11 protein-coding genes are annotated in these 16132 nt (G+C 70.1%); 6 read left to right on the forward strand and 5 right to left on the reverse strand.

Going from position 1 to position 16132, the window contains the following annotated elements:
* Positions 1-6: 6 nt before the first annotated feature.
* The 3 genes from CHC08_RS14275 to CHC08_RS14285 form a co-directional block, all read right to left on the reverse strand.
* Positions 7-669 carry a response regulator transcription factor gene (locus tag CHC08_RS14275; RefSeq protein ID WP_089207737.1) on the reverse strand — a complete coding sequence of 221 codons (663 nt, stop codon included), beginning with the start codon at positions 667-669 and terminating at the stop codon, positions 7-9.
* A gap of 186 nt (positions 670-855) precedes the next feature.
* Positions 856-2004, reverse strand: coding sequence for a low temperature requirement protein A (locus tag CHC08_RS14280; RefSeq protein WP_089207790.1), 1149 nt, complete (start codon positions 2002-2004; stop codon positions 856-858).
* A gap of 137 nt (positions 2005-2141) precedes the next feature.
* A complete protein-coding gene (locus CHC08_RS14285; RefSeq protein WP_143653216.1) occupies positions 2142-2894 on the reverse strand; it encodes a DoxX family protein in 753 nt (250 codons plus the stop codon).
* A 427-nt stretch (positions 2895-3321) separates the two neighbouring features.
* Between CHC08_RS14285 and CHC08_RS14290 the strand changes: the two genes are divergently transcribed.
* From CHC08_RS14290 to CHC08_RS14315, 6 genes are all read left to right on the forward strand, one after another.
* Positions 3322-5175, forward strand: a complete 1854-nt coding sequence (locus tag CHC08_RS14290) for a tetratricopeptide repeat protein (RefSeq protein ID WP_245878314.1) — start codon at positions 3322-3324, stop codon at positions 5173-5175.
* Positions 5176-5665: 490 nt separating this feature from the next.
* Positions 5666-8026, forward strand: a complete 2361-nt coding sequence (locus CHC08_RS14295; protein WP_089207740.1) for an AAA family ATPase — start codon at positions 5666-5668, stop codon at positions 8024-8026.
* Between the two features lie 359 nt (positions 8027-8385).
* The gene (locus CHC08_RS14300) at positions 8386-9369 is read left to right on the forward strand and encodes an ABC transporter permease (RefSeq protein WP_089207741.1); all 984 of its coding nucleotides are present in this window, start codon (positions 8386-8388) and stop codon (positions 9367-9369) included.
* 7 nt (positions 9370-9376) lie between these two features.
* On the forward strand, positions 9377-10294 hold the full coding sequence (locus CHC08_RS14305; RefSeq protein ID WP_089207742.1) for an ABC transporter permease: 918 nt from the start codon (positions 9377-9379) through the stop codon (positions 10292-10294).
* Positions 10291-12624: a dipeptide ABC transporter ATP-binding protein gene (locus CHC08_RS14310; RefSeq protein ID WP_089207743.1), complete on the forward strand. Its 2334-nt coding sequence runs from the start codon at positions 10291-10293 to the stop codon at positions 12622-12624. The genes CHC08_RS14305 and CHC08_RS14310 overlap by 4 nt, the downstream gene beginning before the upstream one ends.
* Positions 12625-12655: 31 nt before the next feature.
* Positions 12656-14359 carry an ABC transporter family substrate-binding protein gene (locus tag CHC08_RS14315; protein ID WP_245878315.1) on the forward strand — a complete coding sequence of 568 codons (1704 nt, stop codon included), beginning with the start codon at positions 12656-12658 and terminating at the stop codon, positions 14357-14359.
* A gap of 32 nt (positions 14360-14391) precedes the next feature.
* Here CHC08_RS14315 and CHC08_RS14320 read toward each other — a convergent pair whose 3' ends face one another.
* Both CHC08_RS14320 and pnuC read right to left on the reverse strand, forming a co-directional pair.
* Positions 14392-15489: an AAA family ATPase gene (locus CHC08_RS14320; RefSeq protein WP_089207745.1), complete on the reverse strand. Its 1098-nt coding sequence runs from the start codon at positions 15487-15489 to the stop codon at positions 14392-14394.
* The gene (pnuC, locus tag CHC08_RS14325; protein WP_089207746.1) at positions 15486-16127 is read right to left on the reverse strand and encodes a nicotinamide riboside transporter PnuC; all 642 of its coding nucleotides are present in this window, start codon (positions 16125-16127) and stop codon (positions 15486-15488) included. Before pnuC ends, CHC08_RS14320 begins: the two co-directional genes overlap by 4 nt.
* Positions 16128-16132 lie beyond the last annotated feature (5 nt).

Below are 16132 nucleotides of genomic sequence, written 5' to 3' on the forward strand. Positions count from 1 at the left end.
CGGGACTCAGGAGTCACCGGGGGTGACGAGCCCGGTCTCGTAGGCGGCGATGACGGCCTGGGCTCGATCGCGGATGCCGAGCTTGGCGAACACGCTGTTCACGTGGTTCTTCACGGTGGAGGCGGCCAGCTGCAGGGTCCTGGAGATCTCGGTGTTGGACTGGCCGCGGGCGATGAGGACCAGCACCTCCCGCTCACGATCGGTCAGCCCGGTCAGCTGCTCGGACGTGGTCGTATGGCGCGGCCGGGCCGCCTGGACGAACGTGCCGATCAGGCGGGTCAGCAGCCGGGGCGCGACCGCCGCCTCCCCGCGGTGCACGACCCGCACACCCTCCACCAGCTCCTCGGGCGAGATGTCCTTGGGCAGGAAACCTGACGCCCCGGCCCGCAGCACGTCGACGACGTACTCGTCCAGGTCGAAGGTGCTCAGCGCGAGCACCCGCACCCCGGGCAGCTCGGCGGTGATCGCGCCGGTGGCGGTGATCCCGTCGGCCCGAGGCATGTGCAGGTCCATCAGCACCACGTCGGGCAGCAGTTCCCGGGTGAGGCGCAACGCCTCCTCACCGTCCCCGGCCTCGCCCGCCACGCTCATGTCGTCCTGGGCCTCCAGGATCATCCGGAAGCCCGCGCGGACCAGCACCTGGTCGTCCACGATCAGAACCTTGATCACGTCTTCTCCTCCGGTACGGCGGACGCGTCCTGTCCGGCGGGCGGGGGACGCCGTCCGCGTGTCCCGAACGGCCCGCGAGACCGCCGCGTCCCCGCCCTGCTGGATGGAGCAGGAGACCACGTTAGACGGAACGCGGCCTCGTCATGACCTTGGCCCGACGATCTCGGTGGCCTCCGTACACGACCCTCAGCGAAGGGATGAGCGAGAGACCGAGCGCCGTTCCCGCGCGATCACCGTGACCATCAGCGCGACCAGCGCGGTGAGCTGCGCGAGGGCCGACCAGAGCCCGAGCACGACCGTCACGAGCGCGATCAGGGCGCCCGTGTTCCGCAGCCCGTTGCCCGTCATGCCGAGGACCCGGCGGAACCAGGCGTTGCCCGCCATGAACAGGGCGACGCCCACGGCCAGGGTGACGGCGGCGCTGAGCTTCAGCGGATCGACCGGGTGCCCGATCGCCTTCTTGACGCCCGTGGCGACCGCGACGATGCCCAGCAACATCGGGATGTGCGCGTAGAAGTAGGCGCCGAGGATCAGGCGGGTGCGCCGTACCGGCTCGGCCTCCGCCAGGGTGTGCTCGGCGTGCACCTCGTCGTCCCCGCCGAAGTACAGCCACCACAGGCAGGCGGCCAGCGCGAGACCGAGCACCGACGCCAGGCCGAGGGCGAAGCCGACGTGCAGTCCGGCGGCGCCGATGCCGATCGCCACGACCGACTCGCCGAGCACCACGATCACCAGCAGGCCGTGGCGCTCGACGATGTGCCCGGCCCTGAGGTTGAAGCCCTTCTGGCCGATGAAGTACGGGCTTCCCCAGAGCAGCGCCACCGCGGCGCCCCAGAGCAGGTAGTTGTACGGTTCGCCGGCAAAACTCGCCAGGCCGACCAGCGCGACCCCGCCGAGGTTGAACGGGATCACCCGGGCGAAGGCCGCGGTGGCCTGCATGTACAGCCCGGCGTGGACGGCGATCAGCAGCAGGTAGCCGAGGGTGAACGCCATGCCGTCGCCGTCGAAGACCGCGGGGATCGACAGCGCCACGATCATGAACCCGGCCATGCCCAGAAGGATCAGCACCCGGCGGGCGGGGCGAGCCGGGGGAACCGCGTTGGTCAGCCAGGCGTAACCCGCGTACATCCACCAGATGACACCGAACACCAGGAGTACGCGTAGCGCACCCTCGTAGGCCTCGCCGTCCTGCAGTCCTTGCACCAGGAGGTTGGTGAGCTGCGTGACGGTGAAGACGAAGACCAGATCGAAGAAGAGTTCAAGGGTGGAGACGCGGAGCTCGGTCTCCGGGGGTGCGGGTTCCACCCGCTCTGCGAACCAGTCGGGCAGGCGCATGGTGGTCATTGTGCTGTTACGACGGGCCGTTCCGGTACTGCTTATCCGCGATGCGGACGATTACCCGATCGCCAGCATCGCGGCAATTACCCGCTCTAGCTGGTCACTCCGGTCGCCTGATTGTTCCGCCGGGTTGTTCAGCTCTCGGCGGACTTGTCCTTCTTCCCCGCCACGAGGGTGTCGCCTGCCTTGTCCGGGGTGGGTGTGACGACCGGCGCGGGTGCGGTCGCCGGGGTCGCGTCACCGGCCGGGGGCCTGCGGGTGCGTACACGCGGACGGGTGGCGGCGGGGAACTCCGCGGTGTCGGCGGTGTTGTCCGAACCACCCGGATCGCCCGATCCGGAAGCGGCCGGCTTGCCCGCCTTCTGGTCGGTGCGGTCGGTGACGGGCGGGGCGGGCGCGGTGACGGTCTCCGGCTCGCGCAGCGAGGCGAGGACGTCGTCGGCCTCGGCATCGGCGGCGAAGTCCTCGGCGGCCTCGGCCTCACGCCGTTTGATCACCACCATGTGGTCGACCGACAGGCGGCCCGCGCCGCCGACCGCCAGCAGGATGGAGGCCGCCCCAAGAGCCACGATCAGGTTGATGTCGCCCCCGGTCAGGGGCAGGCCCTGATCGCCGCTGGCCACCACGAACACGGCGACGGCCTCGGCGAACAGCAGCAGCCCGCAGGCCGGTACGGCGAGTCCGGCCACGAGCAGGGCGCCGCCGATGAGCTCGGTCAGCATCGTGGTGGCGGCCCACGCCCCGGGGGCGGGGGCACCCAGGCTCCCGAACTGGTCGCTCGTGGCGGTCAGGCCCGCTTCCAGTTTGTGCCAGCCGTTGGCGAAGAAGATCCCGCCCACTCCCAGTCTGGCGGCCAGGGAGGCAAGATCATGGAGGGTTCGTCGCACGGTTCCCCCTTCGGGTCGGATTCCCCATTCTTGCCCATGGTTGACCGATAACTGACCGAACGGGGACCATCCAAACCTTCACCCGATGTCGTTGCGCCCGGCGGGTCGGCGGGGCCCTGAATCGTCCGTCGTGGAGCCGGCCTTTCGGGGACGATTCTCTGTCCGGGCGCGGCTCCGCGTGGGCGGGGCCCGGCTGTGGTTCCACCCGTTTGGGGCTCCCGGGTCGTGGCAAGGTGACGGGACGGTCCGGCGGCGAATGGATGACTGATTCGCGCTGATATATGCACTTTGTGGCCGCATCTGCGACCTCTCTAGAGAGATACAGGCATATAGCCGCTATCTAGGCAAACGGCGGTCTCGCACGGACCATGGTGATCATGGGGAGTCAGATCGTGGTCAACCGGCGCGAGGCCCGTGAACCACCGTGGTGAGAGGTCCTGACGAACAGGACTTCGCGCGGGTCTCGCTCCCGCCGTCTCCGGACGGCCCACGGGAATGGTGTATCACGGCCGTCACCCTGCTCGGCCATGATCAGCCGGAGGCCGCACTGGACGCCGCACGAAAGGCGGTGGACCTTGATCCCGGCGCCGACTGGGGCTACCGCCTCGCCAGTCTCTCGTTCGAACGGCTCGGCCGCGACGCCGAGGCCGTGGCCGCCGCGGAGGAGGCCGTACGGCTGGCGCCCGGGTCCTGGGCCGCGCGACTGCGCCTGGGCGCGGCCCTGCGCCGGGTGCCGGGACGCTGGCGTGAATCGTGGGCCCAGGCGGCCAGGGCCGTGCGCTACGCCCCCGATGAGCCCGACGCGCACGTCCTCGTCGGCGACCTCGCACTGCTGCGCGGAGAGCACAGGCGCGCGGAGACCGCCTACCGCAACGCGTTGCGCCGCCTGGAGGACCATCCCGGTGCCAGGATCAACCTCGGCCTGACGTTCCTGCGCTGGGAGCGTCCTCGCGGCCACCACGATCCCGCCTGGCCGATCGACCCTCGCGAGACCGGGCGGGCCAGGCGCGCCCTGGAGGTGTGGTCCCGGCAGACCCGCATCCTGCTCGCGCTGGCGTTTGTCGTGGTGGGGGTGGTGGCCTTCGGGTTCGGCCTGGTCACCGAGGCGAAAATCGGCGGTGCGGCGATGCCCCTCGTCGTCCTGGTGATCACCCTGAGGCAGGCGCACCGGGTCAGGCTCTGGCCCTACGTGCCGGGCATGCTCGCCCGTGATCTCTGGCTCAGCATGTCCGTCTCGATCACCTTGGTCGGTGTCGCCGCCTATGTCGCGGCGATCGCCACCCTTCCCGCCGAGGTTCCCGCGCTCACGCTCGGCTCGGCGCCGGACATGGTGAGCGGTGTCTGGGCGGGTCTCGCGGGGCTGGTCCTCTTCAACGGCGCGGCCGTGCTGGTCCTGCGCGTGCTGGTCGAGGCGTGGCGCGGACGGCCGGTCAGGGCGCTGGCCGAGTTCACCACGGTCCACCAGGACCGTACGGCCCGGCGGGACATCGACGTGACCCTCTGGCTGGTGGTGGGCCGGGCGTGGTCGGTGCTGGCCGCGGTCGCGGGGACCGCCTTGATCCTGGGCGAGCCGCGATGGGCACTCACCGCGGCGGCCGTCCCGCTCGCGCTCGCCTGGGTGCGCGTCCGGGGCGGACTGGCTCCCTGCCTCGGCCAGGTGCTCGCCACGGATCGCTGGCTCGTGGCCGCGCTGGGCCTGCTGGTGGCGACCTCGCTCGCGCTCGGCGGGACGGCGGCCGCCGGTGTGCTCGGCCTGCCCCCGGCCGTGGGCGGCTGGGCGGGACAGGCGGGGGCCGGGATGCTGGCCGTGCTGGTGGTGGTGTTCGCCACCAGGTCGGTGCAGGCGTGGTGGCGGGGTGCGCCGGGACCGTGGCGGGCATCCCTGATCATGTGTGAGAACTGCGGCCGGCGCGTGCCCGGCGACGTCGGTCCGCCGGTGGGGCTCAGCGTGGAGGTGCGCGACGCCTTCACCTACGGCCGCGGGGTGGTGCTCGCCTATGCCGATTCCAGTGGGCCGCGCGCGCTGGCCGTGGGGTCGGTCAGCTCGGTCGGCCCGAGCGGCGAACTCCGCCTCATCGCCGCCTCCGACGCCTGGGAGGCGGCCGAGCGTGACCCGAGGGTGGCGGTGTTCGTCGCCGACCCGGTGGACCGCCGGTTCTGGGCCGAGGTGCGCGGCATCGCGATCGGCGACAGTGAGGCGGACGTGCTGAGGATCACCCCCCAGCAGGTCGTCGTCGGCGAATACCCCGGCCGCCACCAGGGCCGCTCCCGCCCCGGCTGAGGAGAGCCCACTGCGGCCCGTACGATCCCGGGCGACGGGCGACGGGCGACGGGCGACGGGCGACGGGCGACGGGCGACGGGCGACGGGCGACGGGCGACGGGCGACGGGCCGCGTCCCGTCGTGGCCGGGAGGATTTCCCGGCGAGCTCTTGGCCCGATCGCCGTCGTCGGTGTCGCCTTGCCTGCCGGTGACATTCCCCTGCCCGGAGTCCGGCGCCCGCTCCGCGAGGGCGGGGGGAAGGCGCGATCGGCGGGAGGAATGGCCCGTTTCATCAGATGAGATCTGCTGGCGAGATGTATGAGAACAGAGTGAAAAGAGAGGCTCGCCCGCAGGGGAAGAAGGGGGCCGGAACTTGGTGCCTGGATCGTAGAGTTAATCCGATCTCATCCGTATATCTGATCGTGTCTGTGTGACGGCGTGGCGTGGCGCTCAGGCGCGCGCAAACGCATCCTCGGTGCGGTATAACCGGGGGCGGACCGGGGAGGCGTGATGCGGGAATCCGGCAGGGCCCGGCCGGCGGGACGCGCGGCGGCACGAGATCTGTTCGAACAGGTGAGGCTGAGCTACTTCCGGCTCTCCGTGCCTCTGCGCAGACTCATCTACGCCGGTGTGCTGATCGGGATGGTCGGACTGGCGCTCGGCGTGGGCTGGGATCCGATCTACACGTTCATGACCACGCTGACCCTGCTCGGCTTCGTCGCGCTGACCCTGCGCTTCCCCCGGGCCGCCGCCACCCTGGTGGTGGTGCTCGGATGGCTGATGGCGCTGTTCTTCCTCCAGGGCACGTACGGCTGGCCGCCGCTGGTCTCGACGGCGCTGGTGGTCCTCGGCCTCTCCGTGGCCGGGATCGCCCACCTCATCCGCTGGGTTCCCCCGTGGGTGACCACGCTCCTGGCGCTGGCGTCCGCCGGTGCGGTGGCCGCGGTGCTGGCCACCACGGTCGCCTCGGAGTCGCCGGGCGTCGCCGTGGGAGTCGCGTACGGCGCGGCTGTCGCGGTGCTGGTCTACCGCTTCGTCCAGGCGCGCCAGGCCAGGATCGCACTGGCCGGCGAGGAGCAGCAGGTCAGGCTCCGGGGCCGCGACGGGGGGAACGGCGCTCCCGTCTCCGCGTCCGGCGAGCCGTCCGCGCCGCCTCCGATATCGCTGGAGGAGGCCCTCGGCGAACTGGAGAGCATGATCGGCCTGGCCCCGGTGAAGGAGCAGGTGCGCTCGATCGCCGCCTCGATCGAGGCGGCCAGGCTCCGCAAGGAGGCGGGATACTCCACCGAGCCGCCGATGCGCCACTTCGTGTTCGTCGGCCCGCCCGGCACGGGCAAGACCAGTGTGGCCAGGACCGTCGCGAAGATCTTCTACGCCTTCGGCCTGCTGGAGACGCCCTACGTGGTGGAGGCCCAGCGGGCCGACCTCGTGGGGGAGTTTCTCGGGGCCACCGCGATCAAGACGAACGAGCTGGTGGACCGGGCGCTCGGCGGGGTGCTGTTCATCGACGAGGCCTACAGCCTGGTCAACTCCGGCGAAGGCCAGCCCGACAGGTTCGGCGCCGAGGCCGTGCAGACGCTGCTCAAGCGGGCCGAGGACGACCGCGACCGGCTGATCATCATTCTGGCCGGATACGAGAAGGAGACGACCGCCTTCCTGTCCTCCAATCCCGGCCTGTCCAGCCGCTTCTCCAGCCGGGTCCGTTTCCCCAGCTACGGCCCCGACGAGCTGCTGCAGATCACCGAGCTGCTGCAGCGGCGGCGGGGCGACCGGATGGCCGAGGACGCCAAGCCCGTGCTGCTCGCCCGGTTCGAGGACATTCATCGGCGCGCCATGGTGGACGAGCTGGGTAACGCCCGGTTCGTCCGCAGCCTGGTGGAGGCCGCGGCCCAGGCCAGGGATGTGCGCGTGGTGGGCGGGGGAGGCTCACCCACCACCGAGGACCTGGTGACCACCGTCGAGCGCGACGTCACGAAGGCCTTCGACGAGCTCACCGCCCGCTACCGCGGTTACCAGGCCACGCCCACCCTGGAGGAGGCACTCGCCGACCTGGACCGGATGGCCGGTCTGGAGCCCGTCAAGCGGCAGGTGCACGCGATCACCGCGCAGCTCAGGGTGGCCAAGATGCGCCAGGAGCGAGGGCTGCCCACCCCGCCGCAGATGAGGCACTTCGTCTTCGCCGGGCCGCCGGGCACCGGCAAGACCACCGTGGCCCGCATCGTGGGCCGCATCTTCGCCGCGCTGGGCCTGCTCGCCCAGCCCGACGTGGTCGAGGCCCAGCGGGCCGACCTGGTGGGTCAGCACCTCGGGGCCACCGCGATCAAGACGAACGAGCTGGTGGACCGGGCGCTCGGCGGGGTGCTGTTCATCGATGAGGCCTACGGCCTGGTCAACCCCGGTTACGCCGGGGGCGACGCCTTCGGCAACGAGGCCGTGCAGACGCTGCTCAAGCGGGCCGAGGACGACCGCGACCGGCTAGTGATCATCCTGGCCGGATACGGGCGGGAGATGGACGCCTTCCTGTCCTCCAACCCCGGTCTGGCCAGCAGGTTCAACCAGCACGTGCGGTTCCCCTCCTACTCTCCGGACGAGCTCGCCGAGATCGCCGCGCTGCTTGCCGAGGGGTCGGGTGACAGGTTCGACGACGCCGCCCGTCAGGATCTGGCCGAGGTCTTCACCTGGGTCTGCGACGAGGGCCTGATCGACGGCCTGGGCAACGGCCGGTTCGCGCGCTCGCTGTTCGAACGCGCCGCCATGCGCAGGGATGTCCGCCTGGCCGCCGTGGGCGGCGGGACCGCCAGTGCCGCCGACCTGACCACGATCACCAGCGCCGACCTGCGCGCCGCCGTGGAAGAACTCGCCGGGCGCTGAGCCCATGCTGATCCCGAGCTGAGCCCATGCTGAGCCGGGGTCGAGGCCGCACCGAGCGAGCCCGTACCGATCCCGCGCCGAATTCACGCGGAGCCCGTACCGAATCCTGCGTCGAGCCCACGCCGGGCCCCCACTGAATTCCGCGTCGAACTCACGCCGAGCGAGCCCGTACCGGAATCCCACGCCGGCCCCTTACGGAGCCCGCGCGGAGTCTCCGCGGGCCCGGGTTCGCGAGGCGGAGCGACCAAACACCGCCGTTGGCTGAGATCGCACCCTCGAATCAGTACTCTATGCACTCAACCAGTCGCCCAATGTAGCAGGATGGCCGCTGGCGGCAAGAGGCTCCGGAGGGGGGGACGATGGCGGGATTCCTTGCCCGGAGGCTGCTCAACTATCTGGTGCTGATCATCGTGGCCACGAGCCTGGCCTACATGCTGGCGGCGAGCGCGCTCAATCCCCGGTCGAACTATGAGGGACGCAACCCCCCGATTCCACCGGCGGTCATCGACGCGCGCCTCACGGAACTGAATCTGAACGACGAGACCCCGCTGTTCCAGCGCTACCTGACCTGGGCGGGCGGCCTCCTCCACGGAGACTTCGGCAAGACGGTGACGGGTGGCTCGGTCAACGACGACCTCGCGAGGCGGATCGGCGTCACCCTGCGCCTGATCACGACCGGGCTGATCGTCGGCAGCGTCACCGGCGTGCTCATCGGCGCCTACGCGGCCGTCAAGCAGTACGGCGTGTTCGACCGGTTGTCGACCGCGGTCTCCTTCGTCGTCCTCGCGGTCCCCACGGTCGTGCTGGCCAACATCCTGATCATCGCCGTGATCTGGTTCAACGACGCGGTCGGCACCCAGGTCTTTCTCGTCAGCGGCGAGGCGACCCCCGGCCTCCAGGGAGGGTTCCTCACCCAGCTGGTCGACCGGCTCCAGCACCTGATCCTGCCCACGATCTCACTCTCGCTCGGTCTTGTCGCCGTCTACAGCCGCTACCAGCGCAACATGATGCTCGACGTGCTCGGCGCCGACTTCATCCGCACGGCCATGGCCAAGGGGCTGCGCCGCCGTACGGCGCTGACCCGGCACGCGCTGCGCACCGCGCTGATCCCGGCGGTCACCTACTTCGCCTTCACGTTCGGTTCGCTGCTGGTCGGCACCACCTTCACCGAGAAGATCTTCGGCTGGCACGGCATGGGCGAGCAGCTGGTCAACTCCATCTCCACCAACGACGTCAACACCGTCGCGGCCATCAGCTGTTTCGCCGCCCTGGCGGTGCTGCTGGCCGCGCTGGCCTCCGACGTGTTCCACGCCGTCCTCGATCCCCGGGTCAGGGTGGGGTGAGCCGGCGATGACCATCTCCGACGAGGAGCTCGCCGAGCAGCAGTCGGCCATCGGCCGGATCCAGGCGCCCTCGCGGCTGCGGGTGGTCGCGGGCCGCTTCTTCGGCTCGCTCCAGGGCCGGATCGGGTTCGCGCTGCTGGGGCTGATCTTCCTGCTGGCCTTCGTCGGGCCCTACATCGGCAGGTGGACCTACACCGACCAGGACTTCACGGCGTTCCTCCAGCCGCCCTCCCTCGCGCACTGGTGGGGGACCCTGCAGACGGGGGCCGACGTATACGCGGTCACGTTGCGCGGCCTGCAGAAGTCACTGATCGTCGGCCTGCTGGCCGCGGTGATCGGCACCACGCTGGCCGCCGTGGTGGGCGCCTTCGCCGGATACTTCACGGGCTGGGCCGACCGGTCGCTGACCTGGGTGACCGACCTGATGCTGGTGCTCCCGGCCTTCCTGATCCTGGCGATCATGTCTCCGCTCTTCGAAAGCGGTCAGTGGCTGCTGTTCGTGCTGGTACTGGCCGTTTTCCTCTGGATGGTCACCTCGAAGATCGTCCGAAGCATGACCATCTCGCTCAAGGAGCGGGAGTTCATCCAGGCGGCCAGATTCATGGGCGTGCCGCCGGTAAAGATCATCTTTCGTCACATCATCCCGAACATGTCCTCGCTGCTGGTCGTGGACGCCACCCTGAACGTCAGCGCCGCGATCCTCACCGAGACCTCCCTGTCCTACTTCGGCTTCGGCATCCAGCCGCCCGACGTCTCGCTGGGCAGCCTCATCGCCGATGGGGCGAGGACGGCCATCTACGCCCCCTGGACGTTCTGGTTCTGCTCCGGGCTGCTGATCGTCATGGTGCTCGCCGTGAACCTGGTCGGCGACTCCCTCCGCGACGCCTTCGACCCCACCGCGCAGAGGGGTAGGGAGAACAGATGAGCGAGCGCGACAGGCGGCCGACGGACGCGAGGTCCCGGCCCGCGAAGACGGGAGAGACCGGAAGGGGCGGTGAAGGAGGCCTCGGAGCCGCTCCGGTCCTCGAGGTGAGCGATCTCAACGTCACCTTCGGCACCGGCCCCGGCGCGGTGCGCGCGGTCAGGGGGGTCGGTTACGCGGTCCGTCCCGGCGAGGTGCTGGGCATCGTCGGCGAGTCGGGCTCCGGCAAGTCGGTCACCTCGCTGGCCGTGATGGGCCTGCTCCCTTCACACGCCCGTGTCACCGGCTCGGTGCGGCTGCTGGGCAGGGAGATCCTGGGAGCGACGGAGAAGACGCTCACCGCGTTCCGCGGCAAGACGATCTCCATGGTCTTCCAGGATCCGCTCTCCGCGCTCACCCCGGTATACCGGGTGGGCGACCAGATCGCCGAGGCCGTACGGATCCACCAGAAGGTCACCGCCAAGCAGGCCGCCAAGCGCGCCGTGGAGCTGCTCGACCTGGTCGGCATCCCCAACGCCGCGCAGCGCGCCAGGGCGTTCCCGCACGAGTTCTCCGGCGGCATGCGCCAGCGCGCGGTGATCGCGATGGCGATCGCCAACGATCCCGACGTGATCGTCTGCGACGAGCCGACCACCGCGCTCGACGTCACCATCCAGGCGCAGGTTCTGGAGGTGCTCAAGAAGGCGCAGCGGGAGACGGGCGCGGCGATCGTCATCATCACCCATGACCTGGGGGTGGTCGCGGGGTTCGTCGACCGGGTCCTCGTCATGTACGCGGGACGGTCCGTCGAGGTCGGGTCCGTGGACGACGTCTACTACCGCACACGCATGCCGTACACCATGGGGCTGCTCGGCTCGATCCCACGTCTGGACCAGGGCGGGGAGCAGCCGCTGGTCCCGATCGAGGGGAACCCGCCGTCACCGGCGGCGCTGCCGCCCGGCTGCCCGTTCGAGCCGCGATGCCCGCTGGCCGTCCCCGAGTGCGCCGAGGCGGAGCCCGTGCTGGAGCCGGTGGGCTCATCCGGTCACCTGGTGGCGTGTATCCGCTCGGGCGAGATCGAGGCGGCGGGCTGGTCGCCCGCACAGGTCTACGGCGTGCGCAGCGAGAGCGGCGGGGGCCCCGCCACCGAGTCCGCTGCCGAGTCCGTCACCGGCCCCGTCACCAAGCCCGTCACTGAGTCCGCTGCCGCGCCCGTCATCGCGCCCGCCAACGGTCCTGTCACCGAGTCCGTCGCCGAGTCCACCGCCGAACCCGCCACCGGCCCCGTCACCGAGCCGCTCACCGAGTCCGTCGTCCCTCAGGAGCGGCCGGTACGGCTGCCGCGCGGAGAGCGCGACGTGGTCCTGTCGGTGGACGACCTGATCAAGCACTACCCCCTGATGAAGGGCTCGCTCTTCAAACGGCGGGTCGGCACGGTCTACGCGGTGGACGGCATCAGCTTCGACATCCGCGAGGGGGAGACGCTCGGCCTGGTCGGCGAGTCCGGCTGCGGCAAGACGACCACGCTGATGGAGATCCTGGAGCTGGTCAAGCCGCAGCGGGGCAGGGTCGCGGTGCTGGGCCGCGACACCTCGGCGATGAGCGCCCGCGATCGGATGGCGATCCGCAGGGACATGCAGGTCGTCTTCCAGGACCCGCTGGCCTCGCTGGATCCCAGGATGACCGTCTACGACATCCTCGCCGAGCCGCTGCGCACGCACGGGACCAGGGACCCCGGGCCGAGGATCCGGGAGCTGCTCCGTCTGGTCGGCCTGGAGGCCGCCCACGCGGCCCGCTACCCGCAGGACTTCTCCGGGGGCCAGCGCCAGCGCATCGGCATCGCCCGCGCGCTGGCCCTGGAGCCCCGGCTGATCGTGCTGGACGAGCCGGTCTCGGCGCTCGACGTGTCCATCCAGGCCGGTGTGATCAACCTGCTCGAGGAGCTGAAGGGCCGTCTGAGGCTGTCATACCTGTTTGTGGCACACGACCTGGCCGTGGTCCGCCACATCGCCGACCGGGTCGCAGTCATGTATCTCGGGAAGATCGCCGAGATCGGGCAGGTCGGCGAGGTCTACGACGCCCCGATGCACCCTTACACGCAGGCACTGCTGTCGGCGGTCCCGCTGCCCGACCCCGAGAAGGAACGCTCCAGGAAACGCATCCTTCTCGAGGGTGACCTGCCCAGCCCGGCCGATCCCCCTTCCGGCTGCCGCTTCCGCACCCGCTGCCCCAAGTTCAAGACGCTCGGCGAAACGGACAGGGCGCGATGCGTGAACGAGGAGCCCCAGGTCCGGTCTCTCGGTGAGGACCACGGCGCCTCATGCCACTTCGCCGAGAAGCTTGAAGTCGTATGACCCAGGAGGAACCATGATATCAATCCGGCGCGTGAGTGCGCCGGCCGCCGCGCCGGCCGTGCTGGTTGTGCTGGCTGTGGTCGGCTCGCTGACTCTGGCCGGTTGCGGCGGCGGGCGGAGCGGGCCGCCGGCCGGGTCCGCCTCGGAGATCAAGGCCTACGACATCAACCCGGTCGCCCGGGAGAAGGTCAGGGACGGGGGAGTTCTCCGCTGGGGGCTCAACGAGTATCCGGCCAACTGGAACCTCAACCACGTCGACGGCAACCTCGCGACGGTCAAGAGAGTCATGGACGGGCTCATGCCCTCGCCCTTCCGCTCCAACGAGAAGGGCAAGATCTCCGCGAACGTCGACTACCTGCTGGCGGGCAGAATCACGGCGAGCCGGCCCAAACAGGTCGTCACGCTGACGCTCAATCCGAGAGCCAGGTGGTCCGACGGCAAGCCGATCACCTGGGAGGACTACAGAGCCCAGTGGCAGGCGCTGAGCGGCAAGAACGGCGACTACCGCGTCGCCGGCACCACCGGCTACCAGGACATCGAGAGCGTGACGAGGGGCAAGGACGACTACCGGGCCGTCGTCACCTTCGCCAAACCCTTCGGCGACTGGCAGTCGCTGTTCGCCCCGCTCTATCCGAAGGCCACCAACGCCACCCCCGAGGGGTTCAACACCGACTGGCTGAACCGGATCCCGGTGACCGCAGGCCCGTTCAGGTTCGTCGCGTTCGACCCGACGGCCAAGACGCTCACCATCGGCAGGGACGACCGCTGGTGGGGAGAGCGGGCCAAGCTCGACCAGATCATCTACCGCTCGCTGGAGAGCGACGCGCTGATCGGCGCCTTCAGCAACGGCGAGCTGGACACCTTCGACATCGGCCCGTCCGCGCCCGACTACGCGCGGGCCAAGCTCACCCCGGATGCGATCGTACGGCAGGCCGCCGCGCCCGACTTCCGGCACATCACGATGAACGGCGAGAGCGCGATGCTCTCCGACCCCAAGGTCCGTCAGGCCATCACGATGGGCATCAACCGCCAGGCCATCGCCCAGTCGGACCTGCAGGGCCTGGACTGGCCGATCGTCCTGCTGAACAACCACTTCTTCATGAACACCCAGGGGGGATACCGCGACAACGCCGGTGAGCTCGGCGTCTACAACCCCGGCAGGGCCAGGCAGATGCTGGACGCCGCCGGCTGGAAGCTGGAGGGCCAGACCCGCAAGAAGGACGGCAAGGAGCTGAACCTGCGGTTTGTCATGCCCTCCGGCCTGCAGCTCACCAAGGCCGAGGCCGAACTGACCCAGAACATGCTCGCCCAGATCGGGGTCAAGGTAACCCTTCAGGCGGTGCCCGGCGATGATTTTTTCACCGCGTACATCATTCCCGGCAACTACGACATCACCGCGTTCGCCTACGTGGGCACGCCCTTTCCCGTCTCCAGCGGTTACGGCCAGTACGCCAACGCCAAGCAGGACTCCAAGGGCGTCAAGCGGTGGAACGCGAACCTCGGCCGCATCGGCTCCCCCCAGATCGACGCCGCCATGGACAGGGCGACCGCCGAGCTTGACGGCGCCCAGGCCATCGCCGACACCAACGCCGCCGACAAACTGATCTGGCAGGCGGTGAACGTGGTGACGCTCTATCAGCGTCCCCAGAACGTCGCCGTCAAGAGCACCATCGCCAACTTCGGCGCCCGCGGCTTCTATGACCTGAAATACCAGGACATCGGTTTCATGAAATAAGTCAGGCCCAGGTTCGCCCGGCCGCAGGCCGTTCAGAGGGGTGCGGTGAACGCCCAGCCCCGTGCGATCAGGGCGTCGACCGCTTCGACGGCTTGCTCCAACCGCGCGTGCGGCGGCCCGGACACCACGAGGTGCGGCAACCCCCGCAGGGCCAGCTCCTCGCGGAAACGGGCGTCCATCCGGTGCCGGACGGCTTCGCCGTCCCGCCAGCCATCCTGCTCGAACGGCACGTCCTCCACCGAGGTGTGGATCCACAGGTCGTGCCGGGCGCGCGGATGCACGGGGGAGGCCACTCCCAGATAGCGCTCGTGCCAGAGCGAGGTGGAGAACGCGTCGGTGTCGCAGACCAGCAGGGGAGAGCCGGTGCGGGCGGCGGCGTCCTCCCAAAGGAGCTGGCGTTCGGCGATCGTCGCGAACTCCGGGGACTCCCATTCCAGATCGTCCAGCCACGGTTCGGGCAGTCCGGTGGCCTTGGCGCGGCGGCGGGCCAGGGCGAGCTTCTCCTCGCAGTACGTCCTGCCGTACTCGGGCACCCACCGGGTCGCCGCCCACGGCCCGCCCCGGGCGGCGTAATGGGCGGCCAGATCCCTGGCCAGGGTGGTGGTCCCGCTGGACTCCGCGCCGACGACCACCACGCGGCGGGCCAGGTGGCCGCGGACCGCAGGAGAGAGCCACCGCCAGCACGAGGCCGGGTCGCGCCTGACCATCGTGCCGCTCACCGGGAAGCGCCCCCGGTCCGGGTCGACGCCGACGTGGGCGGCGCCGAACCGGTGGGCCAGCTCCGGACCGTATCCCTCCGACGAGAAGACCGCGTCGATCTCCGGAGCCTCGCCGTGCGCGAGGGCGAGCGCGTGCCGGAACACCGTGACGTGCGCCGACCAGATCTCCGGATCGGCGTAGTCGATCTCGACGTCGTCGACCACGGGGGCGATCGTCACCTCGGCCTGCGGATGCGCCTCACGCAGCCAGGCCGCGCGCAACGCCAGCGGGATGCTCTCCGCGGTCGAGGCGGTGACCACCACGCTCACCCGGGCGCATCGCGCCGCCGCGGTGTCGATCAGGTGATGATGACCCGCGTGCGGAGGGTAGAACTTGCCGACGATCAGGCCATGGGCGAAAGCCGCGCTCATGCCGTCACCGGGACCGGCCGGGTCGCGAGGTCCCTGCGCCAGGCCAGCAGGCCCGAGACGCAGAGCGCGAGGAAGATCACATAGAGGGCGCCGGTGAGGTACAGGCCCTTGTGGACGTAGAGCGGGACGTAGATCAGGTCGACCACGATCCACAGCCACCACGACTCCACCAGCTTGCGGGTCTGCCCGTAGGTGGCCATCAGCGAGAGTGCGGTGGTCAGGGCGTCCCAGAAGGGCACGGTCGAGTTGGTCCAGGTGGCGAGGACAACGGTGAGCACGGCGGTGGCGACGACGCCGCAGCCGATCAGCGCGGCCCATTCGGTGCGATCGGTCCTGCGGACCGTCAGCCGGGTCCGGCCCGCCCCGCCGTACAGCCACTGCCACCAGCCGTACAGCCCGAGCGCCACGTAGAGGATCTGCAGGGCCGCGTCGGCGTAGAGTCCGACGGCCAGGAAGACCAGCCCGAGCAGGATCACGTTGGCGACGCTGATCGGCCAGTTCCAGAGGTGCTGGCGGGCCACCAGCCAGACCGTGAGGATCCCGGTGACGAAGCCAAGGAACTCGGCCCAACTGGTGGGCGCCCCGCCGACGACGAAGGCGGGTTGGAGGAGGGGATCCAGGAGTTCTGCGAGCGTCATGCGAT

The organism is Streptosporangium subroseum (assembly GCF_900188345.1).
GTDB classification, from domain to species: Bacteria; Actinomycetota; Actinomycetes; order Streptosporangiales; family Streptosporangiaceae; genus Streptosporangium; species Streptosporangium subroseum.